This is a genomic window from Catenulispora sp. GAS73, assembly GCF_041262085.1.
In the GTDB taxonomy this organism is placed as follows: Bacteria; Actinomycetota; Actinomycetes; order Streptomycetales; family Catenulisporaceae; genus Catenulispora.
Window position 1 is genome coordinate 41,304 of the sequence record NZ_JBGCCM010000046.1, and the last position, 26,142, is coordinate 67,445.

A 26,142-nucleotide genomic window follows, 5' to 3' on the forward strand; every position below is an offset into this window, starting at 1 on the left:
CGTCTCACGCCCGCTCATGCGCCGTATCCGCACGGTTACAGAAGTCGCAACCTGCTGACCAGCATTTGCGTTCGGCGACGCGCCAGCCCAGCCGACCACGTGGTACGCCGGGTCCGAAGGACCATGCGGGGTGTTGGTTCTGGGCCCCTCGCCGCGTCGGCGGGCGAAGCCAACCTGGCCGGGCCGGTGGTGTCAAGCCGGACGAAACCGGACCACAGCAGGAGCGATCCGGCTTGACGCCACCGGACCGGCCTGGTTCCGTAAGGCGACGACGTGGCGAGGGGCCCAGAACCCGGTGACCACAAGCAGCACCGCCGGCAAGCAGCGCAACGCACCACGAGCGGACAGAAAGCCGAGCAGTCGCGGGCCGCCGCCGAAGCGCCGGACGCGCGGGTCGCCCCCTCGCTGTAGAGCGCCCGCCGGAGGCCTCAAGGTGCCCACCACGCACGACGATTGCCGCCTACGACATGCGCAGTGACTCGGACCTGTGCGCGGTTGTGGACACGAAAACCGCCAGCCGCCGACGTGACCCAGTGTGCGAGTCGGTCATGCTGGCATTTTGTTAGGCAATTATCGCCCCTTATACACAGATATAGCACGCGCCACCGACACAGCCACCGCGACCGCGACCGCCATCGCCACCCGCCAACGCACCACGCTCAGACCCGAACCACCGCGCGGACCAACGCCAAAAACCACCCCCCATCCCCACCCGCCACCCGCCACCCCCCACCCACACCAATCCTTCACAACCACCCCCGCCGCGCAGCCTCAACCCCCGCCTCGAACCGGCTCTCCGCATCCAACCGAACCATCAAATCAGCCATAATCCGCCGCACAGTCCGCGCCGAAATCCCCAGCCGCTTAGCAGCAGCCTCGTCAGTCAGACCATCGCCAAGCAAGCGAAGCAGATGCCGGTCGGTAGGGGACAGCCCAGCGGGCGAATCGGCCTTAGCAGGCATCCCCAACGGAACCGCGTCCGTCCAGATCAGCTCAAACAGCGCAGTGAGCTGGTCCACCAACCCAGGCTCGCGCACACACAGCGCGCCGATGCCAGGCTCGTCCGGCTCTATCGGAACAACCGCAGTGCGACCGTCCACGATAAGTAGCCGCCGCGTCACCGCAGGAGAGAGCCGAATCTCGGTGCCCCGTTCCGCCAGCCATCGGCCGTACGCCACAGTGGCCGGGTCCTGCCGCGTCGAGGAGTGGTACAGCACGCGCGACGGTATACGCCGGGCCACGTCGTCGTCGGTGGGGCGGGCCGCGGACAGGGAGGCCGCCGAGATGGCGTTGCCGGGGACCATGGACAGCACCTCGACGGTGGCGCCCGCCAGGAGCTGGTCCAGTTCGGACTGCACCGCGTCCAGGCCTATCAGCCGCTCGGCCGGCTCGCGCTCGGCCACCGCCGCCCGGCCCGCCGCCACCGCGTCGCGGCCGGCGGCCAGCTCCGCCTCCTGGCGCTGCACCAGTAACTGCATCCCGGTGACGAGCGAGACCGGGTACAGCTCTCCGGAACGCTCTCGCGACGGTCGTAGCAGGGCCAGCTCGACCAGGCGGTCCAGGGTCTCCCTGATCTGGTCCTCGTCCTGTCCCAACCGTGTGGTCAACTCGCGGACACCTACTGAGGGGTCGGCGAGCATCGCGCTGTAGACCGCTTGCGCTAGCGGATCCAGTCCTAGCGAACCAAGCACGGCACACCCCCTTCGCATACATCCGGCCTCGGCGCCGGACCCATGCTCGCAGCAGGAACCTTGGCGATCAAGGGGGATACCGCACCATTCCGGATACAGGGTCGTGGCCGGGACCGGCCTGGCCTAAGGCGGACGGGTCCGCACCGTTCCCCGCACCGGCCGCCACGCATGAGACTCAGACCAGCGCCCGCTCCTAGGCGTCTCGGGCCCGGCCCCCACGGCTGTGCGGGCCCACAAATCCACCCCACAGAAATGGAAGCACCGTGTCTCGACTCAAGCATGTCTTCGCCGGCTTGGCTGTTGTCACTGTCTTGCTGGTTGCTCCGCTCAGTGCGTCCGCGTCCGCGAACCAGGTGCAGCAAGCGGGCCCCATCACGGCCGGCATGCCCGGCGCCTGCCTGTCGTGCTGGTCCTGACCGAATCCTGACAGGAAGGAAGATCATCATGGATCTGATCATGGTGGCGGTGCAGCGGGCCGGTTTCGCGGGTGACCGCGGTCTGGCCGCGGCGACCCTCCGCTACGCCCTGCAGGCGGTCTCCGGCGACTCCCCCCGCGCCCTGGAGCACGCTCACGTAGTCGTCGACGAAGCCGGCGTCTTCCCGGCCCGCCTCGTGGCCGGCCTTTACCTCGCGTCCGATCCGGACGTTCCGTACTCGGTCCGTGACACCGCGACCGCGTTGGTGCGGCGCGCCCTGACCACCTCGCCGATGCTGGAGGACTGGAGTGTGGACTGGGTCGAGGGCCCCTATGGGTACGAGCTCCTGGGCGGGCTCGACGACCTTGAGGACAGTCGGAGTCCGTTGCGCAACTGAGTGTGCGGTTCGACCGGCGCCCGGTTGTAAGAGGTGCGCCCCACTGAAACTTTCAGCGGGGCGCACCTCTTATACATGGAGTTATACATAGAGCGCATCTCCTATACGTTCTGAACCCATATGTGACCACTCGTGCGTTTCCGACCACCCCGGTCGATCGTTGACCCGACATGCGAATGGCGTTGCGGAGGATCGACCCCCTGGCGGCGGCGGTGGCCGTGCTCGCCCTGGCGCTGCGGCTGCCGTTGGTGATGGCCGCGTTGCCGGGAGTCGGAAACTCGGACGAGCCACTGAACATCTCCGTCGGGCTGCGCATGGCGTCCGACGGGATGCTGGACTCGCACACCTACCGCTACCCGGGACTCCTCTATGAAGTGATCGCCGGAGTGACGACCGCCTTCCGCGCGGTAGGGATCCACGTACCGACGCACGGCGCGATGCGCATCGAGAACCTCGGCGTGGCACACACGGACTCCCGCGCGTTCATCGTGACGGTCCGATTGGTCGGAGTCCTCGCGGCCGTGGCCACCTGCCTACTGGTGTGGGCTGTCGTGCGGGAAGTACTGAAGGCGGCAGAGCTCCCAGAGCGATGGGGACGTATCGCCGCCGCCGTCGCTGCGGCGACCGTTGCGGTTTCCCCCTTAGCGACAGCCAACAGCGTTTACGCAACGCCGGACGTATATGCCGGTCTCGCTGTCGCGCTTACCTTGTACGGCGCGACCCGGGTTCTCCGTGACGCGCGTTATGGAGACCTCCTCTGTGGTCTCGGCGTGGGGATCGCATTAGGCGCCAAATACCTGGCCGTCGCAGCGCTTCCAGTAGTTGTCGCGTATGTGTTGAGTCCCCGGCGCGACAAGCTGGTGATCCGCATCGCGGAAGCCGCCGCCGTCGCGGCCGCGGTGTTCGCGCTGACCACGCCAGGGATCCTCACGCGTCCCCTCGCGGTTCTGGACGGCGTGAGATCGGAAGCCGTCCATTATCAAGACGGCCACGTCGGTGCGCAGGGCGGCGCGCCCGGCTACTACCTGGGCGCCCTGTTCCGCGATCAACCATTGCTATTGATCGCCGTCGCGGTGGCGATCGTCGCGTTGTTCCGCGCGCCCGAGCTCATTCGCAGGACATTGATCATCGCCTTCGCCTATGTGATTCCGCAGTTTCTTCTCCTGGCCGTGATGACCGTCCGCTTCGACCGCAATCTCGTCCCGCTGACCCCCGCGCTCGCCGTCCTCGCCGGCGTGGCCGTCCCGGCCGTCTTCCCCCGGACCCGCCGCCGCGCCGTCGCCGCCGTGACCGCGGCCGCGGCCTTCATCCCCCTGGTCTCCGCGGTCACCCTCTACCCCCGGCTCGACGAGCACTCGCGCGTCCAGGCCGCGGCCTGGGTCGCCGCGCACGTCCCCGGGCGCGCGCCGGTCGCCGTGGAGAGCTACGGCCCCTGGCTCGACCCCGCGCGCTACCACCTCGTGCCGCTCACCTTCGCGGCCGACAGGCCGGGCGTCCAGGTCCGGGCGCTCATCCTCACCGAGCACGCCGCCGGCCGCTTCCTCGCCGATCCCGCGCGCCACCCGGGAGAGGCGGCCGCCTACCGGGCCATCATGAGCCGTTACCGACTTGCAGCACGATTCACAGCCGGGTCCTGGATCGAGGTCTACGTGCCGCGGGAGACGCCCGTGAGCCGCGGATAGCCGGGGTCACCCGTCCGGCGCGGTGGCGGCTTTCCCGCCCCGGGGCGCCGCCCCACTAGCATTCCCATGTGACAAACGACCGCCGCCCCAGTGCTCGGCGCCCACGCGTGGCGATGCTCGTCGCCAACGACGTGCGGCTGGACTCGCGGGTGCAGAAAGCCGCCTACAGTGCCGCGGAAGCCGGCTACGACGTCCTGCTGCTCGGCTACGAGCCGAACCGCAAGGGGCGTCCGTCGGACCCGGCCTACATCGGCGCGGCGCAGGTCGTGCGTACCGGACTGCACAACAAGTGGCAGATCGCGCAGTGGCCGCTGAAGGACGACGGAGCCCCGAGCCTGCGGCTGATGCCGTTCCGGGCGCTGTCGTTCGCCTCGTCGCTGGACTACAAGGCGCGGCGCCGCATCGTGCAGCGGATCAAGGAGCCCGGCACCGGCGACGGCAGCATGAAGCACCGCGCCAAGGAGATGCTCTGGAAGGTCTACTTCCGCGACGGCGACTGGCGGCGCACGGCCCGGCACCTGCTGTGGCTGGAGTCGAGCTGGTCGGCGCTGATCGAGGAGTTCGAGCCGGACCTGATCCACGCCCACGACATGCACACCCCCGGCATCGCGGTGCGGGTCGCCGACAAGCTGGAGCGCAAGGGCAAGCGGCCGAAGGTGCTCTACGACGCCCACGAGTTCGTGGCCGGCGTCTCGATGCCCGAGCAGCGCCGGCTGGCCTACGTCGGGCTGGAGGGTGAGTACGTCCGCAAGGCCGACGCGGTGATCACGGTCTCCCCGCTGCTCGCGCAGTGGCTGCAGGAGCGCTACCACCTCACCGAGACGCCCGGCGTCGTGGCCAACGCCCCGATGCTGCACGTCCCGGGCGAAGAGCGTGACGAATCGGGCGATACGGACTCCACCGAAGCGCCAAGCCTGCGCAAGGCCTGCGGCCTGGCCGACGACGTCCCGCTGCTCGTCTACTCCGGCGCGGTCTCACCGATGCGCGGCATCGCGACCATGGTGGCCGGCCTGCCGGAGCTGCCCGACGTGCACGTGGCCGTGGTCCGCGGCGCCGACACCGAGTTCACCCGCGCGCTGCAGAAGCAGGCCGAAGACCTCGGAGTCGCCGACCGGCTGCACATGGTCGGCTATGTCGCGCCGCACCTCGTCCCGCAGTACCTGGCCTCCGCGGACATCGGCGTGATCCCGATCCTGCACACCCCGAACCACGAGGTGGCGCTGATCACGAAGTACTACGAGTACATGCACGCCAAGCTGCCGATCGTCGTCTCCGACGTGCAGGCCATGGCCGACTTCACCCGGGAGCTGGGCAACGGCGAGGTCTTCACCGCCGAGGACGCCCACGAGTACGCTCAGGCGGTCGCCAAGGTTCTCGCCGATCGGCCGGCGTACGCGTCCCGCTACACTGACGACCTGCTGGCGGCCAACTCCTGGGAGGGCCAGGCCGAGGTGTTGGGCGGGGTCTACGCGCGACTGCTCGGGCGGGAACCGGAACCGCGGACGGGGGTCCGGGCGTTCGGTGAGACGGATGAGCCGAACGCTTAGGGTGTAACCACGGGGACATTCGGCGGACCGCAAAGCGTTGCCCGATAGTGTGACCGATCTACAGCACGACCCTGACCCCCCAAACAGGTGCAACCTAAAGCAAGTGGAGTGTGAGAGTGGCGACCGCCACCAGTGAGACGGGATCCGTGGAGGAGACCCGGACGAAGACCCCCGAACCTCCGCGCGCGACCGAGCAGGTTCACGTCTTCGAGCCCTACCGATACGCGCTGCCCAAGTTGGGACCGTACTTCCGGGACGTTTGGGCCCGGCGTCAGTTCGCCACCCACATGGCGTCCTCGACCTTGAAGGGCCAGCACTTCGACAGCTTCTTCGGCCAGTTCTGGCTGGTGCTGAACCCGATGCTGCTGGCGCTGGTGTACTTCCTGCTGACCAGTGTGCTGGGCGGCTCCGGTGGCGCCGGCGCCAGCGCGATGGCCCACTTCGTCGGGCTGCTGACCGGCTTGTTCGCGTTCTTCTACACGCGGAACGTCATCCAGTTCGCCGCCAGCTCGATCACCGGCGGCGGCAAGATGATCATCAACATGTCGTTCCCGAAGGTGCTGCTGCCGCTGTCGACGACGTTCACGGCGATGCTGACGTACTTCCCGACGCTGTTGGTCTACGCGTGCTTCTACATCGGCGTGCACCACAGCGTCACAGTGAACATCCTCTGGGTGATCCCGATCTTCATCATCCAGACGGTCTTCAGCTTCGGTCTCGGGCTGCTGTTCGCGGCCGTGACGCTGTACTTCCGCGACATGTCCACGCTGCTGCCCTACGTGCTGCGCATCTGGATGTACATCACCCCGGTGCTGTTCAGCCTGAACTACATCAAGTCGAAGACCGTTCCGGACCCGGTGACCGGAAAGACCTCGCTCCCGCACTGGATCCTCGGCGTCTACAAGTGGGACCCGTTCTCGCCGATCATCAACTCCTGGAACACGGTGCTGGTCGGCAACGGCTCACATCCGTTCGCCAAGGGGGCGTCCTACGCCCCGCAACTGTCGGAGCTCGCAGTCGGCGCCGCCTGCGCGATCGTCGCCCTGGTCGTCGGCGCCTGGTACTTCATGTCGAGGGAGCGTGAGTTCGCTGTCCGCCTCTGAAACCGTCGAGACCGTGGACACCGCCGAGTCCGCCGAGTCCGCCGAAACCACTTCGGCACCGGCCGAGCAGCCGGCGGCCAAGCTCGTCGACAAGCAGCTGGAGCCCCGCCTGGCCATCAAGGTCGAGGACCTCCACCTGTACTACCGCACCAAGGCCGAGGCCAACCCGACCCTGAAGGCCGCGCTGATCCGCAAGGCCAAGCGCCAGAAGGTCGAGCAGAAGGTCATCAAGGCGGTAAACGGCGTCTCCTTCGAGGTGCCGCACGGCACCGTGCTGGGCGTCATCGGCCACAACGGCGCCGGCAAGTCCACCCTGCTGCGCGCGCTCTCCGGGATCCTGCCCCCCACGCAGGGTCGCGTCGAGGTGCGCGGCCGGGTGTCCACGCTGCTGGCCCTGGGTGTCGGCTTCAACCAGAACCTCACCGGCCGGGAGAACATCGTCCTGGGCGGGCTCGCGCAGGGCTGGTCCAAGGACCAGATCCGCGAGAAGGAGAACGCGATCATCGACTTCGCCGACCTCGACACGCTCTCGGAGGGCGCGATCGACCGGGCGATGAAGACGTACTCCTCGGGCATGTACGCGCGCGTGGCCTTCGCGGTCGGCGTGCACATGGACCCGGACATCCTGCTCGTGGACGAGGCCCTGTCCGCCGGTGACGCGCGGTTCAAGGAGAAGGCCACCGAGAAGATGCTGGAGCTGTGCGAGAACGCCCGCACCATCGTGCTGGTCTCGCACGGCCTGGAGACGGTCCGCCACATGTCCAACCACTGCATCTGGATGGACCACGGCAACCTGGTGCAGAGCGGCGACCCCGACGAGGTCATCGACGCCTACATCGAGCGGCAGCGCAAGGACCGGGAAGAGGCCGACGCCAAGAAGGCCGCCGCCGAGGCCAAGGAGGCCCGGGAGGACCAGGCGCTCGCGGCCAAGGCGGAGAAGACCAAGGAAGCGCTGCAGAAGGCCATCGGAGAGGACGTCTGAGCAAGGCATGGCCGCTGACCGCAGCAGTAACAGCAGCAGTATCGACGTGTCGATCATCACCGGCGGGCACGACGTGGCGGACGCCCGGCTGCACCGCCTGGCCGCCGCGCTGCGCCGCGCCGGCCTGGGCGTCGAGGTGGTCGGTCTCGGGCTCCCCGAGGCCGGCCCGGCCGACTGTCTGGTGCACACCCTGGGCTCCCGCTCGGCGAAGAAGCGCCTCAAGGCGGACCTGACGCTGCCGTTCAAGGCCCGCGGCAAGGTCCTGCTGACCGTCGACCCGGACATGGTCCCGGGCGCGACGCTGGCCCGCTGGTTCAAGGGCCGCAAGGTCGTGGCCGACGTCCACGAGGACTACCTGAAGCTGCTCAAGGACCGGGCCTGGGCCCGCGCCTCCTGGAAGAAGAGCGCGGCCACCTTCGCGGTCCGGATCTGTACGTTCTGGACCAAGCGCGCGAACATCACCGTGGTCGCCGACGACCACGTGCCGCCGATGAAGGGCCGCAACCGCCTGGTGGTGAAGAACCTCCCGGACTTCTCCTTCCTGCCGGCCCCCGGCGAGCCGGACCACTCCGCCCCGCGCGCCATCTATATCGGCGACGTGCGGCGCTCGCGCGGCCTGCAGGCGATGCTGGCCGCGGTGGAGGGCACCTACACCTGGGAGCTCGACGTGGTCGGCCCGGTGCAGCCGGGCGACCAGGCCTGGCTGGACACCTGGCACGCGACCTCCAGCGAGCAGGTGCGCAACCGGATCAGGTTCCACGGGCGTCTGGACCCGCAGAAGGCCTGGGCGCTGGCCGACGGGGCGTGGGCCGGGCTCGTGCTCCTGGACGACACCCCGGCCTTCCGCGAGGCGGTGCCGAGCAAGCTGTACGAGTACCTGGCCGTCGGCCTGGCGGTGGTGGCGACACCGCTGCCGCGGATGGCCGAGCTGATCGCCGCCTCCGGCGCGGGCGAGGTGGTGGCGGACCCCGCCGCCGCGTCGGCTACGCTGCGGCGGTGGTCGGAGCAGTACGACGAGCTCGAACAGGCGCGCCACAACGCCCGCAAGTGGGCGGCGGAGCACCTCACCGGGGCCTCGCCGTACGACAAGCTCGCGGAGGAGATCCGCGGGCTGGTCAAGCACTGACGCTCTGAAGCCACAGTGGGCCGCCGCGCCCACGGTCCAGCGGGCCGCGACCCGACCCCTCGCACGTACGATCGCCGGAGAACCGAGAGTGACTGAACAGAAGCAGGGTAGCCGGGAAGGCGTGCGCATCCTGCCCAGCGCCGACGTGGACGACCGCGCCGAGATCGGCGAGGGCACCAGCGTCTGGCATCTGGCCCAGGTGCGCGAGGGCGCGCGCGTCGGTCGCAACTGCGTGATCGGCCGCGGCGCCTACATCGGCCCGGACGTGCCGGTCGGCGACAACTGCAAGATCCAGAACCACGCGCTGGTCTACGAGCCGGCGGTACTGGAGCCCGGGGTCTTCATCGGCCCGGCGGTGGTCCTGACCAACGACCACTACCCGCGCGCGGTGAACGCCGACGGCACCCCCAAGTCCGCCCACGACTGGACACCGGTCGGCGTCACGCTGCGCGAGGGCGCTTCGGTCGGCGCGCGCTCGGTGTGCATCGCGCCGGTCACCATCGGCCGCTGGGCCCTGGTCGCGGCCGGCTCCGTGGTGTCCAAGGACGTCCCGGACTTCGCGCTGGTCGCCGGCGTCCCGGCCAAGCGCCTGCGCTGGGTCGGCAAGTCCGGCGAGCCGCTGGAGGACCGCGGCGGCGGTCTGTTCGTGTGCCCCAAAGACGGCTCTGAGTACGTAGAGATCGACGGTGTTCTGAAGGAGAAGGCATGACGCTCCCGTTCATTCCCCCGGCCCGGCCGGTGACCGGCGAGGACGAGATCGAAGCCGTGGTGCGCGTCATGCGGACCGGCCAGGTCGCCGCCGGCCCCGAGGTCGAGGCCTTCGAGCAGGAGTTCTCGGCGCTGGTCGACGGCCTGCACTGCGTGGCCGTGAACTCCGGCACCTCGGCGCTGCACCTGTCGGTGCTGGCGCTGGGCGTCAAGCCGGGCGACGAGGTGATCATGCCCTCGTTCTCCTTCGCGGCGACCGCGAACTCGGTGGCGATCGTCGGCGCGGTGCCGGTGTTCGTGGACATCGAGCGGGACTCGTTCAACATCGACCCGGCCGCGATCGAGGCGGCGATCACCGACCGGACCGTGGCGATCATGCCGGTGCACCTGTACGGGCACCCGGCCGCGATGGGCCCGATCATGGAGATCGCGCGCAAGCACGGTCTGAAGGTCATCGAGGACTCGGCGCAGGCCGTCGGGGCCACGCTGGACGGCAAGGCGATCAGCACCTTCGGCGACGCCGCGTGCATCAGCCTGTACCCGACCAAGAACATCCACTCCATCGAGGGCGGCATCGTCGTCACCCCGGACGCCGAGGTCGCGCGCCAGGTCCGCCTGCTGCGCAACCAGGGTATGGAGGAGCGGTACAAGAACGAGGTCATCGGCCTGAACAACCGGCTGTCCAGCGTGCACGCCGCCGTCGGCCGGGTGCAGCTGACCAAGCTGGCGGCCTGGACCAAGCAGCGTCAGGAGAACGCGCGGTACTTCGACGCGCACTTGCAGGGCGTCGGCGTGCCGCCGGTTGTCGCGGGTGCGGAGCACGTCTACCACCAGTACACGATCCGGGTCACCGACGAGGTCGAGGGCGGCCGCGACGGCCTGGCCGAGCGCCTGAAGGAGCGCGGCATCGGGACCGGGATGTACTACCCGATCCCGATCCACCGGCTGCCGTCCTTCCAGCGCCCCGACGTCGCCTCGCGCGTCGCCGGCGAATTGGTCGAGACCGAGAAGGCCGCGGCCGAGGCGCTGTCGCTGCCGGTCATGCCGACCCTGACCCAGGACGAGCTGGAGCGGATCGTGGCCGGGGTGAACGCGCTGTGAGCGGGACGGACGGCGCGAAGCTGCGCGCGGGCCTGATCGGCCTGGGCATGATGGGCCGGCACCACGCCCGGGTGCTGGGCTCGCTGGACGGCGTGGAGCTGGTCGCGGTCGCCGACCCCGGCGGCGACGCGCACGGCGTGGCCAACGGCCGCCAGGTGCTGGGGAACGTCGAGGAGCTGATCGCCGCGGGCATCGACTTCGCGGTGGTCGCCGTGCCCACGGTGTTCCACACCGAGATCGGCCTGGCGCTGGCCGAGGCTGGCGTGCACACCCTGATCGAGAAGCCTTTAGCGCCGGATGTGAACTCCGCGACCCAGCTCGCCGAGACCTTCGAGCGGGCCGGGCTGGTCGGCGCGGTCGGCCACATCGAGCGCTTCAACCCCTCGCTGCAGAACCTGCGCAAGCGGCTGGAGCACGGCGAGCTCGGCGAGGTCTTCCAGGTCGTGACCCGGCGCCAGGGCCCGTTCCCGAACCGGATCGCCGACGTCGGCGTGGTGAAGGACCTGGCCACCCACGACATCGACTCCACGGCCTGGGTGACCCGGCAGTCCTACACCTCGATCTCGGCCCACACCGCGTACCGCTCGGGCCGCGAGCACGAGGACCTGATCGCGATGACCGGCCGGCTGGCCGACGGCACCGTGGTCAACCACCTGGTGAACTGGCTCTCGCCGATGAAGGAGCGGGTCACCATCGTCACCGGTGAGAAGGGCTGCTTCGTCGCCGACACGCTGGCCGCCGATCTGACCTTCTACGCGAACGCCTCGGCCCCGACGATCCCCACCTGGGAGGCGATGCAAGCCTTCCGCGGAGTATCGGAGGGCGACATGGTGCGCTTCGCCATTCCGAAGCCCGAGCCGCTGCGCACCGAGCTGGAGGCGTTCCGGGACGCGGTCCTGGACGTCGGCGGCGGCCGCGAGCGCATCGTCAGCATGCGTCAGGGCCTGCAGGTCGTGCGGGTCGCCGAGGCCGCGCTGGACTCGGCCGCCAAGGGTGCGACCGTCGAGCTGTGATCGCCTGAAGTGACGACGAACATACGTTCCGTGGCGGGAGACGCGCTGGCCGGAAGAGGCCGTTGACCAGCTGAGGACGCGGAGTGATCAGGGCCTCCGAAACCGGGTATCCGGTTTCGGAGGCCCTGACGCGTTCTTTACTTCGGTTTGACGAGCTTCACGAAACTCTAAGAGTCCTCGCGGAGACTGATCTCCCCTACTCAAGACGAGTCCGCACCATGCCTGATGAAAGGGGCTGGATCCTTGGAGCCCGAGCAGCTTCCTCCCCATGTCAGTGTGGTTCTGCCGTGTTACAACGAGGAGGCGCATGTTCTGCTGGAGATTCAGCGGATTTGCGCGGCGTTGGATGCCACGGGGTACCCCTATGAGGTGCTGGCGATCGATGACGCCTCCACGGATGGGACGTTGGAGGTGTTGCGGAAGGCTGAGATCGAGTATCCGTCGGTGAAGGTGGTGGCGTTCAACCGGAACGGCGGGGCCGGGACGGTGCGGCGGATCGGGTCGAAGATGGCCCGGGGTGAGATCGTGGTGTGGACGGATGCGGATATGTCGTATCCGAATGAGCGGATCCCCGAGTTGGTGGAGATGCTTGATTTCGACGCGGACATCGATCAGGTGGTGGGGGCGCGTCGGGCGGAGATGGGGTCGCATCGGTTGTTGCGGATCCCGGCGAAGTGGGTGATCCGGAAGATCGCCGAGAAGTTGACGAATCAGAAGATTCCGGATTTGAACTCGGGGTTGCGGGCGATGCGGCGTGAGGTGGCGTTGCCGTATCTGCGCCTGTTGCCGCCCGGGTTCTCGTGTGTGACGACGATCACGTTGGCGTTCATGTCGAATCAGCATCCTGTGGTGTATGTGCCGATCGATTATGCGAAGCGGGCGGGGAAGTCGAAGTTCCGGTTTGTGACGGATGCGTATCGGTACATCCTTCAGGTGTTGCGGATGGTGATGTATTTCAATCCGTTGAAGGTGTTGATGCCGCCGGCGTTGTGGTTGGTGGGGATCGGTGCGGTGAAGGCGGTGTTCGATCTGGTGGTGCATCCGTTCCGGTTCGCGCAGAACACGGCGTTGTTGTTGCTGTCGGGGCTGATCATCGCCTCCATGGCGCTGCTCGCCGACCTCATCGTGCGGTCCCGGCCGGAGTGAGCGGCAACGTCTGGGCTGCGCGGCTGGTGACCGCGGCGGCCGTGCTGGCTGCGCTGTACCTGGCGGTCGGCGGCATCGCCTCGCAGTTGGCGGGGCGCACCGTGCTGGCCGACACCGACTACATGATGCGCTACGGCGAGTACGCGAACGCCGGCTACGGCGAGTCGCAGAGCAAGAACCTGATGCAGTCGGACATCTACACCTCCGAGATCCCGGCGGAGGCCCTGTTCGCCAAGGGTGTGAAGTCCGGGAAGCCCTCGGCCTGGGACCCCTACATCGTCGGCGGTACCCCGCTGGGAAGCATCACCAACAACGCGCTGGCCTCCCCGCTCACGGCGCCCTACTACGTGCTGCCGTCCTGGCTGGCCCCGGCGTACGAGCGGCTGGCCGAGGTGGTCGTCGGACTGACCGGGCTCTATCTGTTCCTGCGCCGGCTGAAGCTGTCGCCGCCGGCCGCTCTGGTCGGCGGGATGGCCTACGTGTCCGGCGCCTACATGGTGGCCTGGCAGGGCTGGCCGCAGACCCGGGTCGGCGCCTTCGTGCCGCTGGTGTTCTGGGCGGTCGAGCGCTTCATCCAGCAGCGGCGTTTCCGGGACATGGCGATCCTGGCCGTGGCGATCGCCGGCCTGCTGCTGGGCGGCTTCCCTTCGGTCGAGGGCTACTCGCTGCTCACAGTCGGCGTCTACGCGCTGGTGCGGACCCGCAAACCCGGCCAGTTGGCCGGGCTCGCGGCGGGAGTCGGGGCCGGTGTCGGGCTGGCCATGTTCCAGGTGCTGCCGTTCGCGAAGTTCTACTCGTCGTGGCTGATCGAGGGGCGTGCGCAGAACGGCGCCGACCACCTGGACCCGCTGACGTTCCTGACGTCGTTCGCGCCGTGGGCGTTCGGCGGCGTGGCCTCCAACGGCCAGCAGCTGTTCTACCTGGACCCGAACGCGGTCGAGGCGCTCGGCTACGTGGGCGCGGCGGTGCTGGTGCTGGCCGTGGTCGGGGTGATGGCGATCCGGCGGGGCCGGATGCTGCTCCCGCGCGGCGTGTGGGTGTTCTTCGTGGCGGCGACCGCGCTGTGGATGCTGCTCATCTACCACGGCGGCTTCCTGCTGACGGCCGGGCAGCACGTCCCGGTGCTCAGGTCGCTGTTCGGAGCGAACTTCATCGGCCGCGCGCGGTGCGTGTCCGGGTTGCTGGTGGCGTGCCTGGCGGCGGTCGGGTTCGAGGTCGTGCTGCGCAAGCGGTCGGAGTTCGTCGCGTCGCCCGCCGCCGAGCGCGGTCGTCTCGCGCAGTGGATCGTGCCGCGGATGCCGCGGATACCGGGGCGCCCGGGCCTGGCTCGCTGGGCCGCGCCGGCCTGGTCCGGGGCGGTGCTGCTGGCGGTGGTGCTGGAGGGCTGGACGCTGGTGTCCGAGGGGCACCGGGTCGCGGTCACGGACGGGCCCAAGGGGTACAACGGGTCCGACGCGTCGGCGGCCAACCAGGTCCCCGTCTCCACGTACAGCACGGAGATCCACCACGGGCTGGTCCTGATCGCGGCCGCGGCGCTGCTGGTCGCGCTGCTGTGGCTGGTGTCCTGGTTCGGCGGGTCGGTCCGGCGGCTGGGCCTGGTGCGGGTGCTCGCGGCGTGCGGGGTGGTGGCGATGGTCGCCGCCGAGGGGACCTCGTTCATCGGGCGGTTCACGCCCAGCGCCGACAAGTCGACTTTCTACCCGGTCACGGACACCCAGGAGTTCCTGGCCGCGAACCTGGGCCACTCGCGCTACGCCAGCACGGCCGACGCGTCGGTGCTCGGCACCGACTCGATCTACGGGCTGCGCGCGCTGAACGGGCACGCGTTCCTGAACTCGGCGTTCGCGACCCTGGTGCGCGGCGTGCCGGGGGACCCGGTGCCCGGGCCGACCCGGCTGTCCTTCGAACCGGACGAGGCGCAGGCCACCAGCCCGATCCTGGACCGGCTGGGCGTCGCCTACTTCACCGCCTCGCCGAACGAGCCGGTGTTCGGGACCACGCACCCGGCGACGACCGACGGCTCCGAGACGGTGCTGCAGCCGAACGTGCCGGTCACGGTGCGGCTGCCGGTCGGGGACGACGTCCGGGCGCTGGGGCTGGTGCCGACCTCCTCCGACGACGTGTCCGCCTACGCGCCGAACTCGGACAACAACTGGATCGAGATCTCGGTCACGGACGATTCCGGCACGGTGACCTCGAAGCGGCTGACCCAGGGGATCCAGACCGGGATCGAGTTCGACGTGCCGATACCGCTGGACTCCCCGGCGCAGGACGGGACGCGGACGGCGACGATAACACTGCACTCGACGAAGGCGACGCCGCTGGCGGTGCAGGGGCTGGCCGGGGCGCCGTCGCTGGCGACGGTGACGAACCCCGGGGACGGACTGAAGCTGGTGTACGCCGGGTCGTCGGTGATCTACCAGCGGCTGAACGCGATGCCGCGGATCCGGTGGGCCGACTCCTCGGTGGTGGTCTCGGACGCGGCGTCCCGGGTGAGCCTGCTGGCCTCCGGGGCGCTGGACGCCTCGACGGTGGTGTTGAACAGCGGGTCGGCTTTGTCGGCGCCGAACGTGTTGTCGGCGCCGGGGTCTGATTCCGGGACGCCGGCGGGAGCGGCTTCGTCGTCGGCCTCGAATTCGGCGGCCGGCATCGCCGGTGCCACCGCTGCCGGGGCGGTCGGTTCGCCTCCGGCCGGGACGCCGGCGGCGGCGGTCGCGGCCACGTCGGGGATCGTCGACGGCGGCCTCGTGACGGTGACCTCCGACGGCCTGGACTCGGTGGGCGCGCAGGTGAACACCGCGGCTCCCGGCTACCTGGTGGTGGCGGACTCCGACCAGGTCGGCTGGTCGGCCACGGTGGACGGCAAGGCGGCCCGGCTGGTGCCGGCCGACCAGGGGCTGGTCGCGGTGTCGGTGCCGGCCGGGACGCACACGGTGAAGCTGCGCTACAAGTCGCCGGACAACGGCTTCGGCGGCTACGCGAGCGCCGCGACGGCGTTCGCGCTGGCCGGCGGGGTCGGGGTCGAGACGTGGTGCTCGCGGCGCGGCCGGATGCTGCCGTGGGAGCTGGCGTGGACGCGGGTCCGGGCCCGGCGGGCCGCGGCGGCGGTGCCGGGCGGCGGCGCGGGGTCGGTGGGGTCGGCCGGGTCGGCGGGGTCGGTCACGGCGGCGGTTGTCGCGGCGGTGGACGTCGGTGCGCGGGATGTGGGCGCACGGGATGTCGGCGCGGCGGCTGTCGGCGAGCCGGACTCCGGGGACGGCGACGCGCGGGGGCCGGACGTGCGGGAGGACGCGGGTGTGTGAAGCGTCGGTTCGCGATTCGGGCTCGCGGCTCGGCGGTTCAGGTTTCGCAGGTGGGCTCGGTCGCTCAGGTTCCCGCTTCGGCGGGTCGGCGGCCGAAGCCGGGCCTGTCCGTCTCGGCGGCCTTCTGAGCTCGGCTGCGCGCTTCGGCTGGTCAGCGTCCGAAGCCGAGCTCGTCCAGCTTCTCCAGCAGCGGCTCGACCACGTGCGCGGGCGTGAAGTGGTCGTGGGCGGCGGTGCTCGAAGCCTTCTTCAGCCGGGCCAGCTCGTCGGGGCGCGCGGCCAGGTCGGCCAGGGCGTCGGCCAGGGCAGCGGCGTCGCCGGGCGGGACGTGCCGGGCGGCTCCGACCAGCGCGCGGCGCTGCGGCGGGGTGTCCGACGTGACGATCGCGCAGCCGGCCGCGGCACCCTGGTAGACCTTGTTCGGCACCACGCGCAGGGCCTTGGGCCCGGTGCCGAAGATGCCGAGGCAGACATCGTGCCCGGCGACCAGCCGGGGCAGCTCCGAGGCGGGGACCCAGTCGCGCCAGGCGACGTTCGCGGCCTCGCCGGCGTTGCGCACCGTCTCGGCCTTGTCCTGGCCGCCGCCGACCATCGTGAAGACGATCGGCCGGTCGGCGAGGCGCGCGATCGCACTGCCGATGGTCGCGGCCCCCTGAAGCGGCGTGAAAAGGCCGTAGAACACCACCCGCAGCGGCCCCTCCGCCGCCGCCGGCTCCGCGACGAACCACTCGTCCGGAGCACCGACGGGCACCACCACCGCATGCTCCCGGTACTTGGCGGGCAAGGTCTCCCGGTGTTCCTCGGTGTCGACCACCACAACGCGCGCGGCGCCCAGAGCGGCGGCGTCGACAGCCCGCAGCAACGGCTGCCGCACACCATGGCCCACCTGCCGGTCCCGCGCGGTGTCAGCGGCCCCGATGAGATGGTCCAGCACCACCCGCCGCCGCCCGAACAACAACCGCGCCAGATGCACATCGAAGTGCCCGAGGTACCCGACCACCACGACATCCGGCCGAGGCCCCCGCAGCGCCCCCCGCACCAACCCCGCCCAACACCGAGCCAGCCGCACCCCCAGAGCGGGCACCCGCCAAGGCTGCGCCAGCATCTTGACCCGCGCCGCAGTATCGAACCCAAGAGGCGCGTTACACTCGCGGACCTCATGACCCGCACCCCGCAACCCCTCAGCGATGACCCCCACCCGGGGGTGCGCCGCCACATCGTAGGTGCCGAAGATCAGGACGCGCATGGTCAGCCAGAGTAGCGGCTCCGGCTCTGCCCGCCGCCCCGGCGAGCCCGGCGGCCGAGCACTCGCCGCGGCCGAGCCCGCGGTCACCGACGGCGCGGCGGGCCACGCGGATGCCGGGCGCTCGGGCGAGCCGCCTGTCGAGGCGCTTGCTGCTGGCGATGGTGTTGCGGCAGATGCTGGAGTGCTGGCGGATGGCATTGTTGCGCGCAGTGCGGCGGGCAGGCGTGTCGATGGGCTTGCTGCTGGCGACGGTGCTGCGGCCGGGGCTGGAGTGCAGGCCGGTGCTTCGCTCCGCTCGCGCGATCAGCTCGCTGTTCGCGGCTCGGCGGCCGATGGGTTTGCGGTCGGCGGTTCGCAAGGCGAGGCTGCGAAGGTGCTTGCTGTCGATGGTGGTGCCGCGGCCGATACTTCGGTGCGCTCGGATGGTGGGCTTGCTGGTCATGGCGCGGCGGGCGAGCCTGTCGAGGCGCGTGCCCTCAACGAGGGTGCGGTGCGCTCGGGCGATCGGCTTGCTGGTCATGGTTCGGCGGGCGAGCCTGCCGAGGCGCGTGCCCTCAACGAAGGTGCTACAGCGCGCTCGGATGGTGGGCTTGTTGGCCATGGCTCGGCGAGCGAGCCTGTCGAGGCGCGTGCCCTCAACGAGGGTGCGGTGCGCTCGGGCGATCGGCTTGCTGGTCATGGTTCGGCGGGCGAGCCTGTCGAGGCACGTGCTGTCGGCGAAGGTGCTGCGGCCGATGCTTCGGCGCGCTCGGGCGATCGGCTTGTAGGCGGTTCGGCGGGCGAGCCTGCTGCGGTGCTTGCTGTCGGTGACGGTGCCGCGGCCGATGCTGACCCCGAAGTCGCCGCCGAAATCCTCACCGCGAGCCCCAACCGCCGCGCCCAAGTCACCCGCCTGGCCTTCCTCGCCCTCACCCTCGCGGCCGGCGCCTATGCCGTGGCGCGCCAGTGGAGCCGTGTGCAGGCGGGCTTCGCCGAGCTCGGGCCGGTGCCGTTGGTCGTCGCGTTGGTGCCGGCGCTTGCCTCGGTGGTGGCGATGATGCTGGCGTGGCGGGGGTTGCTCGGGTCGCTCGGGTCGCCGCTGGGGTTGCGGCCCGCGGCGCGGATCTTCTTCACCAGTCAGCTCGGCAAGTATCTGCCCGGGTCGGTGTGGCCGGTGGTTGCGCAGATGCAGCTCGGCCGCGCGTATCGCATTCCGCGGGCACGCAGCGCTGCGGCTGCCGCGCTCGCCATGCTCGTCTCGCTTGCGTCGGCGCTTGTGCTGGCCGCCGCCACGTTGCCGGTTGCCGGGGGCGCCGAGGCCGCGGGGTACTGGTGGGCGTTCGTGGCGGTGCCGGTGCTGATGGCCGGGTTGCATCCGCGGGTTGCGAATCCCGTGCTCAAGGCCATCTTCCGGGTCACGCGGCGGCCCGCGATCGAGCCGCTCACCGCGCGCACCATCGCGGAGACCGCGGCCCGGAGCGTCGTCGGGTGGCTGCTGGCCGGGACGCACATCTGGATCCTGGCGATCGCGCTCGGCGCGTCGCCGTGGCGCACGCTGCTGCTCGGCGTCGGCGGTTACGCCTTCGCCTGGAGCGTCGGCTTCATCATCGTCTTCGCTCCGGCCGGCGCCGGCGTGCGTGAGCTGATCCTGGTCGCGGCGTTGCAGCCGGTGCTGGATCCGGGCAAGGCGACGGTCGTGGCCCTGGCCTCGCGCCTGATCACGATCATCGCCGACCTCATCGCCGCCGCCGTCACCGCGCGCGAGGGTCGGACTCGCGGCGCGACGCTCGCCGACGGTGAGCCGGCGAGCGCTACCGCGGGTTAGACAGGTCGGGCAAAGTCGGGCAGGGCCGGCAAGCCCAGCTCACGACTCCTTAGGCGGCAGCGGTGGCATCCGAAAAGCCTTCCGCACCACCGGATTCCGCTTCACCGCCAACTCCGTCGCGGCCATCCGCCAGCGCACGTACCCCTTCTTCGAGTACCGCCACTCCCGCTTGTGCCGCGCCCAGTCCACCTTCCGCGGCTCCGGCACCGCCCCCAGCTTCTCCGAAGCCAGCGCCCGGTACTTCTCCTGCAGCGACGTCCGCAGTGCCGCGTCCTCGGCGTCCTTGTTCACGCTGCTGATGTTGGCGTCGTGGCGCCGGTACAGGAACGACGGCGTGCGCGAGTACACGAACTTGCGCCCGTCGATCAGCAGCGTCGCCCACACCGGGTACAGCATCTGCGCCAGCAGCGCCGGATCGAGCTCCACCGCCTGGATCAGGTCCGTCCGCACGAAGGCGCCGTCGTTCACGTCGATCCGCCCGATCAGCAGATCGCCGAGGTGCGCCGGCCGCCGCCGCTTCGCGTACTGCCGGTTCAGCTGCCCGTCGGTGATGTAGTACGACGCCGCCGACACGTCCGCGCCGCCCCGCATGTTCCGCAGGTGCAGCGTGATGTGCTCCGGCAGCATGATGTCGTCGTCGCCGAAGATCGTCAGGTAGCGCGAGGTCGCCAGCGACACCCCGAGGGCGATCGCGGCGCCGGGATCCTTGCGGCCGTCGTGGACCTCGACCCGTGCGTAGTCGACGCTCACCGCCGAACCGGCCGCGGCGGCTTCGGCGCCCAGGGCGGCGACCGCCTCGCGCGTCGACTCCGTCGGCGAGGCGTCGTCCACCACCAGCACCCGCACCGTGGCACCGAGCTTGTCCGACGCGGCACGCGCCGAGGCGACGATGGATTCCACCGTCTCCTTCAACAGCCCCGGGCGCTCCCGTGTGGGGACGATGACAGTCAGTTCAGAGTCGGTCACGGTGCTCCTCAGCAAGTAGACGGCATAAGGGTATTCGGAACCGTGCCGGGTACGCTTGCGTCCGGTCATGTAGGAGAAGTCAACAGCCGAGCCTGGAGTCCGGAGCACTGTGAAGATCAGCGTCATTGGAATGGGCAAGATCGGCCTGCCGCTGGCCGTGCAGTTCGCCTCGAAGGGGCACCAGGTCCACGGCGTGGACGTCGTGGCGCGCACGGTCGACCAGATCAACGCCGGCGTCGAGCCGTTCCCCGGCGAGGCCGAGCTGGACGTGCGGCTGCCGCAGGTGGTCTCCGCCGGCCACCTCACCGCCACCCTGGACGGGGTCGCCGCGGTCGCCGACAGCGACGCGGTCGTGGTCGTCGTCCCGGTCGTCGTCGACGAGGACGCGGTCCCGGACTTCCGCGCCATGGACGCCGCCACCCAGACCATCGCCGCCGGCCTGAAGCAGGCCGCCGCCAACGGCCGCACCGGCATCCTGCTGAGCTACGAGACCACCCTGCCGGTCCACACCACCCGCGAGCGCTTCGTGCCCGCGCTGGAGGCCGCCTCGGGCCTGAACGCCGGCGCCGACTTCCTGCTCTGCCACAGCCCCGAGCGGGTCTACACCGGCCGGGTCTTCGCCGACCTGCGCAAGTACCCGAAGCTGGTCGGCGGGATCGACGCCGAGTCCGCCGCGGCCGCGGTCGCGTTCTACGAGGCGGTGCTGGACTTCGACGAGCGCCCCGACCTCAAGCGCGGCAACGGCGTCTGGGACCTGGGCTCCGCGGAGGCCGCCGAGCTGGCCAAGCTCGCCGAGACCACCTACCGCGACGTCAACATCGGCCTGGCCAACCAGTTCGCGCGCTTCGCCGACCGCACCGGCATCGACATCTTCCAGGTGATCGAGGCCTCCAACAGCCAGCCGTTCAGCCACATCCACCAGCCGGGCCCGGCCGTCGGCGGCCACTGCATCCCGGTGTACCCCCGCTTCTACCTGTTCAACGACCCCGAGGCCTCGATCGTGCGCGCGGCCCGCGAGTCCAACCTCGCGCAGCCGGCCTACCTGGTCGGCCTGCTGGAGGGCCTGCTCGGCGGCGCGACCGGCGGCGGCGGGCTGGCCGGCCGCAAGGTGCTGGTGCTCGGCGCGGCCTACCGCGGCGGCGGCGTGAAGGAGACCGCGTTCTCCGGCGTCTTCGGCCTGGTCGCGGCGCTTGCAGGGGACGGCGCGCAGCCGTACGTGTCCGACCCGCTGTACTCCGCCGAGGAGCTGGCGGCGCTCGGCCTGCCGGCCTACGAGCCCGGCACCGAGGTCGCGGGCATCATCGTGCACACCGAGCACGAGGAGTACCGCGAGCTGTCGGCCGCGGACTTCCCCGGCGTGAAGGTGCTCGTGGACGGCCGCAACGTCACCGACCCGGCCAAGTGGGAGGGCGTCGCGCGCAAGGTCCTGGGCATCGCCTGAGGCCCGGGGCGCTGAGATGTCGATCCGCGCGATCATCCTGGACATAGGCGGGGTCCTGGAGCACACCCCGGACCTCGGCACCGCGGCCCGCTGGGAGCCCGAGTTCGGCGCCGGCTGGATCCACCGCGTCGACCCCGTCTTCCGGGCGGGCGAGATCGGCGGGATCACGCTGGAGGAGGTCCACGAACGAGCCGCCGACACCCTCGGGGTACCGGTGGCCAGGTTCGAGGCCTTCATGGAGGACGTCTGGGTCGAGTACCTCGGCACCTACAACGCCGAGATCGCCGACTACTGGCGCGCCCGCCGGGACGAGGGCTACGTGACCGCGATCATCAGCAACAGCTTCGTCGGCGCGCGCGAGCGCGAAGAGGAGGCGTACCGGTTCAGCGAGCTGACCGATCTGATCGTGTACTCGCACGAAGTCGGTGTGGCGAAACCGGATCCGGCGATCTACGAACTCTGCCTCGAACGCCTCGGCCTGCCGGCAGCGGAGACGGTGTTCGTGGACGACGTCGAGGAGAACTGCGCGGCGGCCCGCGCGCTCGGCATGTCCGCGGTGCTCTTCCAGGACACGGCGCAGGCGATCGGCGAACTCGACGCGCTGCTGCGAAGGGCCTGATCCGCCACAGCGGCGAAAAATCCGGCGGCACCGATGACTTCGGCGCCGCCGGATCGTCTGTACAGGCATGAGTGACCTCAAGCCCCTGCGGGCCAAGAACCTGTCCCTGCCCAAGTACGGACTCCCCAGCTGGAGTGGGAGGAGATCGAGCAGGCGGTCGCCGCCGCCGTGGCCGGTCCCGGCCGTTCCTGGTTCCTCACCACCCTGAACCCCGACGGCTCGCCGCACACCACCGGCTTCGGCCACACCTGGCTGGACGGCGCCGTCCACTTCACCACCGACCCCACCGTCCGCAAGACCCGGAACCTGGCCGCCGATCCGCGCTGCACGGTCGCGGCACCGATCGAGGGCTACGACGTGACCTTCGACGGCGAGGCCCGGCGGGTCACGGACCCGGCGGTGGTCGAGCGGATCGCCGCGATCTACGCCGCCGTCGGCTGGCCCTGCGAGGCCGAGGGCGATGTGATCACCGCGCCGTTCAGCGCCCCGAGCGCCGGGCCGGGGCCCTGGCAGGTCTACCGGATCGACGTGCGCTCGGCGGTCGCGCTGAAGAGCACCGGGGACGGCGGCGCGACGAAGTGGTGGTTCGGGTAGGCGGGCCGATTCGGTGGTCCGGCGGGTCGGCAGGGGGATCAGCCGGGCGTTTCGGCGGCGGCGCGCAGGGATCAAGAAACCAGTCGCGCCGTCGCCGAACGGATCGTCGGCGTCCTAAGAGCCCTTCAGGACGCAGTCTGCTCGCCCTGCTTCGCCGACAGCGCCAGCACATCCGCCGGCACCGGCGCGTCTTGCCGCATCGCCGTGAACAGCTCCTGCGCGATCGGCGCCAGCTGCACGCGGTTCGGGTCCGGCTGGTACCACTGCCACGGCACCGTCAGGTACGTGATCTGCTGCCGCGGCACCTGCTTCAGGTCCGAGGCGAAGTCCGCCAGCGCTGGCAGTGAGCCCAGCGCGGGGTCGGTCGTCAGGGCCTTGGTGGCGGCGTCGAGCACCTTGTAGAGCTTCGCCGGGTCGTCCAGCGTTCCGTCGGCGGCCAGGGTGTCCAGGGCGGAGTTCAGGAACTGCTGCTGGCGGCTCATGCGGCCGATGTCCGAGCCGTCGCCGAGGTTGTGCCGGGCGCGGACGAACGCGAGGGCCTGCTCGCCGTCGACCACCGTGGTGCCGGCCGGCAGGTTGAGGTGCGAGTCCGGGTCGTTGACCGCCTGGTCCAGGTGCACCGGGATGCCGCCGATGGCGTCCACGATCTTCTTGAAGCCGGTGAAGTCCACCACCAGGACGTGGTCGATCGTCAGGCCGCTGAAACCCTCGACGGTCTTGACCGTGCACGCCGCGCCGCCGATGGAGAACGCGGCGTTGAACATCCCGAACTGGGCTTGCGACTGCCCGCCGTTGGACAACAGGCACGCCGGCGTCTGCACCATCGTGTCGCGGGGGATCGAGGCCACCGTCGCGCTCTTCCGGTCCCCGGCCACGTGCAGCAGCATCGTGGTGTCCGAGCGGGCCCCGGAGTTGGCGTCGCCGTACTGGGCGTTCGCCCCGTCGCGGTCGTCCGAGCCGATCAGCAGGACGTTCATCGCCGCGCGGCCGCCGGGCGGGGGCGTGGCCGAGCTCGGCCGCAGCGCGTCCGCCGGTCCCGGGGCGTCGTCGGCGTGGATGTCGACGGTCCTGATGTTGTCGTTCAGCCGGTTGTACACGGCCCACAAGCCGGTCGCGCCGGCGATCGCCAGCACCGACAGCGAGGTCGCGCAGATGATGACGACCCGTCGGCGGGACATGGAGCCGATGTCGGCCGCGCTGATGTGCCGTGCGTCGTGCCGTTCAGCGCGCCGTGCGACTCGTCGCGCGGCACGCCGTGAACGGCGGGAGGGGTCGGCCGGGCCGGTGGTCTGGTCGTCCATGATGGGACGAGACTATGTCATCTTCGTACTAACTTCGTCTCAAATGTCCCGGTACTGCGACATCTGTGCGATCCGGCGCCTGCCGGATCGCACAGATGCGTCCCGCCGCCCCGCTCAGCCGGTCCCGGCGCCGTAACCGGCGGTGATGCCGGAGCAGATGTCCTGGTCGGCGGTCCGCGAGTTGTTCGCGATGTCGGTCGGCAGCGGTCCGGCGGCGGTCGAGCCGCTGCTCGGGGCGGTCGAACCGGCCGTGGGCGCGCCGCTCGTCGCGGAGGTGGCGCCGGGGCCCTTCGGGTGCGCCGCGGCGTAGTCGTCGCCGACGACCAGCAGGATCTGCGTCCCGTAGCTGCCGGCCTGGACCTTCGCCCCCGGGAACAGCGTGGCCAGCTGCTTGGCCTTGGCCTCCGAGCGGGAGTTCGGGTAGGTGATCGTGGTCACGGCCGTGTGCGGCGGCACGGTGCGGCTGAGCACCGCGTCGTAGCCCTGGGCCTGCAGCGAGGTGGTCGTGTCGGCGCCCAGGCCGTTGGTCGTGGTGCCGTTCTCCACCTTCACCGAGATCGTCGAGGGCGAGATCGACGGCGCCGGCGGCTGCGTGGTGGTCGCCGCCTTGGTCGGCGGGGCCGAGGTGGCCGGCGAGCTCGCGGCGCCAGAGGCGCCGGACGCGCCCGAGCCGTCCAGCAGCGTGTCGCTCTTGAGGTGGTCCCAGATCACGCCGGCGGCCACCGGGTCCATCTCCACCCGGCCGTCCTGGGTCCGGTAGTGGCCCGGCAGGGTCAGGAACTGGATGTGCGAGGGGTTGATCCCCTTCATCGACTCGGCGAAGCTCGACAGGGCGCCCAGGCTGCCCAGGTCCGGGTCGAACTGCGCGTACTTGAGCGCGTCGTTGAAGATCGCGGACAGCGTCCGGGGGTCGTTCATCACCCCGTCGCTCTCCACCTTCTTGATCATCGACCCCAGGAACGCCTGCTGGCGCCGGGTGCGGCCGATGTCGGAGCCGTCGCCTAGGCCCTCGCGCTCGCGGACGTAGTCCAGCGCGGTCTGGCCCTTCACCGTCTGGATGCCCTTGTGCAGCGTGATGTTGTCGCCGCCGGCGTCGTTCACGTCCTTGGGCACGCACACCTGCACGCCGCCGATGTCGTCGGTGAGCTTGGCGAACGCCGCGAAGCCGACCACCACGGTGTGGTCGACCCGGATCCCGGATATCGACTCGATGGTGTTGATCTCGCAGGCCACGTTGCCCTGCGCGGTGTTGCCGACCGCGAACGCCGCGTTGAACTGGTTCTGCTGCGGCCTGGTGTGGCCCTTGTTGGGATCGTTCGGGTCGATCTGGCAGGCCGGCATGTTGACCATCATGTCGCGCGGGATCGAGATGCCCACGGCGTGCTGGTGGTCGGCGTAGACGTGCAGCAGGATCGAGGTGTCCGAGCGGGCCCCCTGGCCGGTCGCGCCGCCGCCGAAGGCGTTGTTGCCGTTGTCGCGGCTGTCCGAGCCGACCAGCAGGATGTTCTCCGGGCGCTGGCCCTGGGCGTTGGCCTTGGCCTCGGCCGGGCGGTTGGCGGACAGGCCCGAGTTGCTGAACGTGTTGATGTTGCTGTTGAAGTGCTCGTAGGTGAAGGCGCCGGCGCCTATCAGCGTGACCGCCAGCGAGGCCGCGGAGACCGTGATGACGCCCCGGGGCGCCAGCCGTCCGGCTCCGGCGGCCGCGGGTATCCCGGCGCCGCGTCCGTTGCGCCCGCCGTGGCCGTTTCGTCCGCCGCCGTGGCTGTTGCGGCTCCGAGCGACGTCGAGTTCGCCCTCGGAGGCGTTGTCCGGCTCATAGCGGTACTGACCGCGGCCCCGGACAGGGCCCGGGGCGTCGTCGCCGTAACCGTCGGACGCTCGACGGTGGCCGCCTCCAGGCTGCCGAGCCACCCGTTCCCACGGGGGCGGTTCGGGGTTGCGCTCGCCTGCCACACGA

Annotated in this window: 20 protein-coding genes; 15 read left to right on the plus strand and 5 right to left on the minus strand. The window is 70.3% G+C overall.

Annotated features, from left to right (window positions below; genetic code table 11):
* Positions 1 to 746: 746 nt before the first annotated feature.
* On the minus strand, positions 747 to 1,640 hold the full coding sequence (locus ABH935_RS44165; protein WP_370383988.1) for a LuxR C-terminal-related transcriptional regulator: 894 nt from the start codon (positions 1,638 to 1,640) through the stop codon (positions 747 to 749).
* A gap of 495 nt (positions 1,641 to 2,135) precedes the next feature.
* Between ABH935_RS44165 and ABH935_RS44170 the strand changes: the two genes are divergently transcribed.
* The 11 genes from ABH935_RS44170 to ABH935_RS44220 all read left to right on the plus strand — a co-directional run bounded on the left by ABH935_RS44170 (position 2,136) and on the right by ABH935_RS44220 (position 16,214).
* Entirely contained in the window at positions 2,136 to 2,504 is a 369-nt protein-coding gene (locus tag ABH935_RS44170; protein ID WP_194908911.1) for a hypothetical protein, read from the plus strand.
* Positions 2,505 to 2,674: 170 nt separating this feature from the next.
* Positions 2,675 to 4,186, plus strand: a complete 1,512-nt coding sequence (locus tag ABH935_RS44175; protein WP_370383989.1) for a glycosyltransferase family 39 protein — start codon at positions 2,675 to 2,677, stop codon at positions 4,184 to 4,186.
* A gap of 68 nt (positions 4,187 to 4,254) precedes the next feature.
* On the plus strand, positions 4,255 to 5,733 hold the full coding sequence (locus ABH935_RS44180) for a glycosyltransferase family 4 protein (RefSeq protein ID WP_370383990.1): 1,479 nt from the start codon (positions 4,255 to 4,257) through the stop codon (positions 5,731 to 5,733).
* A gap of 116 nt (positions 5,734 to 5,849) precedes the next feature.
* Positions 5,850 to 6,836, plus strand: a complete 987-nt coding sequence (locus ABH935_RS44185; RefSeq protein ID WP_370383991.1) for an ABC transporter permease — start codon at positions 5,850 to 5,852, stop codon at positions 6,834 to 6,836.
* Positions 6,814 to 7,818 (plus strand): ABC transporter ATP-binding protein, encoded by a 1,005-nt coding sequence (locus ABH935_RS44190; RefSeq protein WP_370383992.1) that lies wholly within the window; start codon positions 6,814 to 6,816, stop codon positions 7,816 to 7,818. Before ABH935_RS44185 ends, ABH935_RS44190 begins: the two co-directional genes overlap by 23 nt.
* 7 nt (positions 7,819 to 7,825) lie before the next feature.
* The gene (locus ABH935_RS44195; protein ID WP_370383993.1) at positions 7,826 to 8,944 is read left to right on the plus strand and encodes a glycosyltransferase; all 1,119 of its coding nucleotides are present in this window, start codon (positions 7,826 to 7,828) and stop codon (positions 8,942 to 8,944) included.
* An 88-nt stretch (positions 8,945 to 9,032) separates the two neighbouring features.
* The gene (locus ABH935_RS44200) at positions 9,033 to 9,653 is read left to right on the plus strand and encodes an acyltransferase (protein WP_370383994.1); all 621 of its coding nucleotides are present in this window, start codon (positions 9,033 to 9,035) and stop codon (positions 9,651 to 9,653) included.
* Complete coding sequence (locus ABH935_RS44205; RefSeq protein ID WP_370383995.1) at positions 9,650 to 10,753, plus strand: DegT/DnrJ/EryC1/StrS family aminotransferase; 1,104 nt, start codon at positions 9,650 to 9,652, stop codon at positions 10,751 to 10,753. The genes ABH935_RS44200 and ABH935_RS44205 overlap by 4 nt, the downstream gene beginning before the upstream one ends.
* Positions 10,750 to 11,766: a Gfo/Idh/MocA family oxidoreductase gene (locus ABH935_RS44210; protein WP_370383996.1), complete on the plus strand. Its 1,017-nt coding sequence runs from the start codon at positions 10,750 to 10,752 to the stop codon at positions 11,764 to 11,766. Before ABH935_RS44205 ends, ABH935_RS44210 begins: the two co-directional genes overlap by 4 nt.
* Before the next feature lie 225 nt (positions 11,767 to 11,991).
* Complete coding sequence (locus ABH935_RS44215; RefSeq protein ID WP_370383997.1) at positions 11,992 to 12,912, plus strand: glycosyltransferase family 2 protein; 921 nt, start codon at positions 11,992 to 11,994, stop codon at positions 12,910 to 12,912.
* Positions 12,909 to 16,214 (plus strand): hypothetical protein, encoded by a 3,306-nt coding sequence (locus tag ABH935_RS44220; RefSeq protein WP_370383998.1) that lies wholly within the window; start codon positions 12,909 to 12,911, stop codon positions 16,212 to 16,214. The genes ABH935_RS44215 and ABH935_RS44220 overlap by 4 nt, the downstream gene beginning before the upstream one ends.
* A 151-nt stretch (positions 16,215 to 16,365) precedes the next feature.
* Here the strand turns inward: ABH935_RS44220 and ABH935_RS44225 are convergent, their stop codons facing one another.
* Positions 16,366 to 17,460 (minus strand): glycosyltransferase, encoded by a 1,095-nt coding sequence (locus tag ABH935_RS44225; RefSeq protein ID WP_370383999.1) that lies wholly within the window; start codon positions 17,458 to 17,460, stop codon positions 16,366 to 16,368.
* Here ABH935_RS44225 and ABH935_RS44230 point away from each other — a divergent pair.
* On the plus strand, positions 17,459 to 19,264 hold the full coding sequence (locus ABH935_RS44230; protein ID WP_370384000.1) for a YbhN family protein: 1,806 nt from the start codon (positions 17,459 to 17,461) through the stop codon (positions 19,262 to 19,264). The two genes, ABH935_RS44225 and ABH935_RS44230, sit on opposite strands and share 2 nt — an antisense overlap.
* 39 nt (positions 19,265 to 19,303) lie before the next feature.
* Here ABH935_RS44230 and ABH935_RS44235 read toward each other — a convergent pair whose 3' ends face one another.
* Positions 19,304 to 20,230 (minus strand): glycosyltransferase family 2 protein, encoded by a 927-nt coding sequence (locus ABH935_RS44235; RefSeq protein ID WP_370384001.1) that lies wholly within the window; start codon positions 20,228 to 20,230, stop codon positions 19,304 to 19,306.
* Between the two features lie 109 nt (positions 20,231 to 20,339).
* Here ABH935_RS44235 and ABH935_RS44240 point away from each other — a divergent pair, with 109 nt between their 5' ends.
* The 3 genes from ABH935_RS44240 to ABH935_RS44250 all read left to right on the plus strand — a co-directional run bounded on the left by ABH935_RS44240 (position 20,340) and on the right by ABH935_RS44250 (position 22,884).
* A complete protein-coding gene (locus tag ABH935_RS44240; RefSeq protein ID WP_370384002.1) occupies positions 20,340 to 21,671 on the plus strand; it encodes a nucleotide sugar dehydrogenase in 1,332 nt (443 codons plus the stop codon).
* Between the two features lie 16 nt (positions 21,672 to 21,687).
* Entirely contained in the window at positions 21,688 to 22,290 is a 603-nt protein-coding gene (locus ABH935_RS44245) for an HAD family hydrolase (RefSeq protein WP_370384003.1), read from the plus strand.
* Positions 22,291 to 22,458: 168 nt separating this feature from the next.
* A complete protein-coding gene (locus ABH935_RS44250; protein ID WP_370384004.1) occupies positions 22,459 to 22,884 on the plus strand; it encodes a pyridoxamine 5'-phosphate oxidase family protein in 426 nt (141 codons plus the stop codon).
* Positions 22,885 to 23,009: 125 nt separating this feature from the next.
* On the opposite strand, the gene ABH935_RS44255 is transcribed toward ABH935_RS44250, so the two are convergent.
* Entirely contained in the window at positions 23,010 to 24,185 is a 1,176-nt protein-coding gene (locus ABH935_RS44255) for an LCP family protein (protein ID WP_370384005.1), read from the minus strand.
* A 114-nt stretch (positions 24,186 to 24,299) separates the two neighbouring features.
* On the minus strand, positions 24,300 to 26,138 hold the full coding sequence (locus ABH935_RS44260; protein WP_370384006.1) for an LCP family protein: 1,839 nt from the start codon (positions 26,136 to 26,138) through the stop codon (positions 24,300 to 24,302).
* Positions 26,139 to 26,142 lie beyond the last annotated feature (4 nt).

Bases quoted from the DNA above. Each gene is read 5' to 3' on its own strand.
- ABH935_RS44225 (WP_370383999.1), bottom strand. From the start codon at position 17,460: ATGCGCGTCCTGATCTTCGGCACCTACGATGTGGCGGCGCACCCCCGG.
- ABH935_RS44195 (WP_370383993.1), top strand. From the start codon at position 7,826: ATGGCCGCTGACCGCAGCAGTAACAGCAGCAGTATCGACGTGTCGATC.
- ABH935_RS44230 (WP_370384000.1), top strand. From the start codon at position 17,459: ATGGTCAGCCAGAGTAGCGGCTCCGGCTCTGCCCGCCGCCCCGGCGAG.
- ABH935_RS44205 (WP_370383995.1), top strand. From the start codon at position 9,650: ATGACGCTCCCGTTCATTCCCCCGGCCCGGCCGGTGACCGGCGAGGAC.
- ABH935_RS44215 (WP_370383997.1), top strand. From the start codon at position 11,992: ATGAAAGGGGCTGGATCCTTGGAGCCCGAGCAGCTTCCTCCCCATGTC.
- ABH935_RS44170 (WP_194908911.1), top strand. From the start codon at position 2,136: ATGGATCTGATCATGGTGGCGGTGCAGCGGGCCGGTTTCGCGGGTGAC.
- ABH935_RS44165 (WP_370383988.1), bottom strand. From the start codon at position 1,640: ATGCTCGCCGACCCCTCAGTAGGTGTCCGCGAGTTGACCACACGGTTG.
- ABH935_RS44255 (WP_370384005.1), bottom strand. From the start codon at position 24,185: ATGGACGACCAGACCACCGGCCCGGCCGACCCCTCCCGCCGTTCACGG.
- ABH935_RS44245 (WP_370384003.1), top strand. From the start codon at position 21,688: ATGTCGATCCGCGCGATCATCCTGGACATAGGCGGGGTCCTGGAGCAC.
- ABH935_RS44175 (WP_370383989.1), top strand. From the start codon at position 2,675: ATGCGAATGGCGTTGCGGAGGATCGACCCCCTGGCGGCGGCGGTGGCC.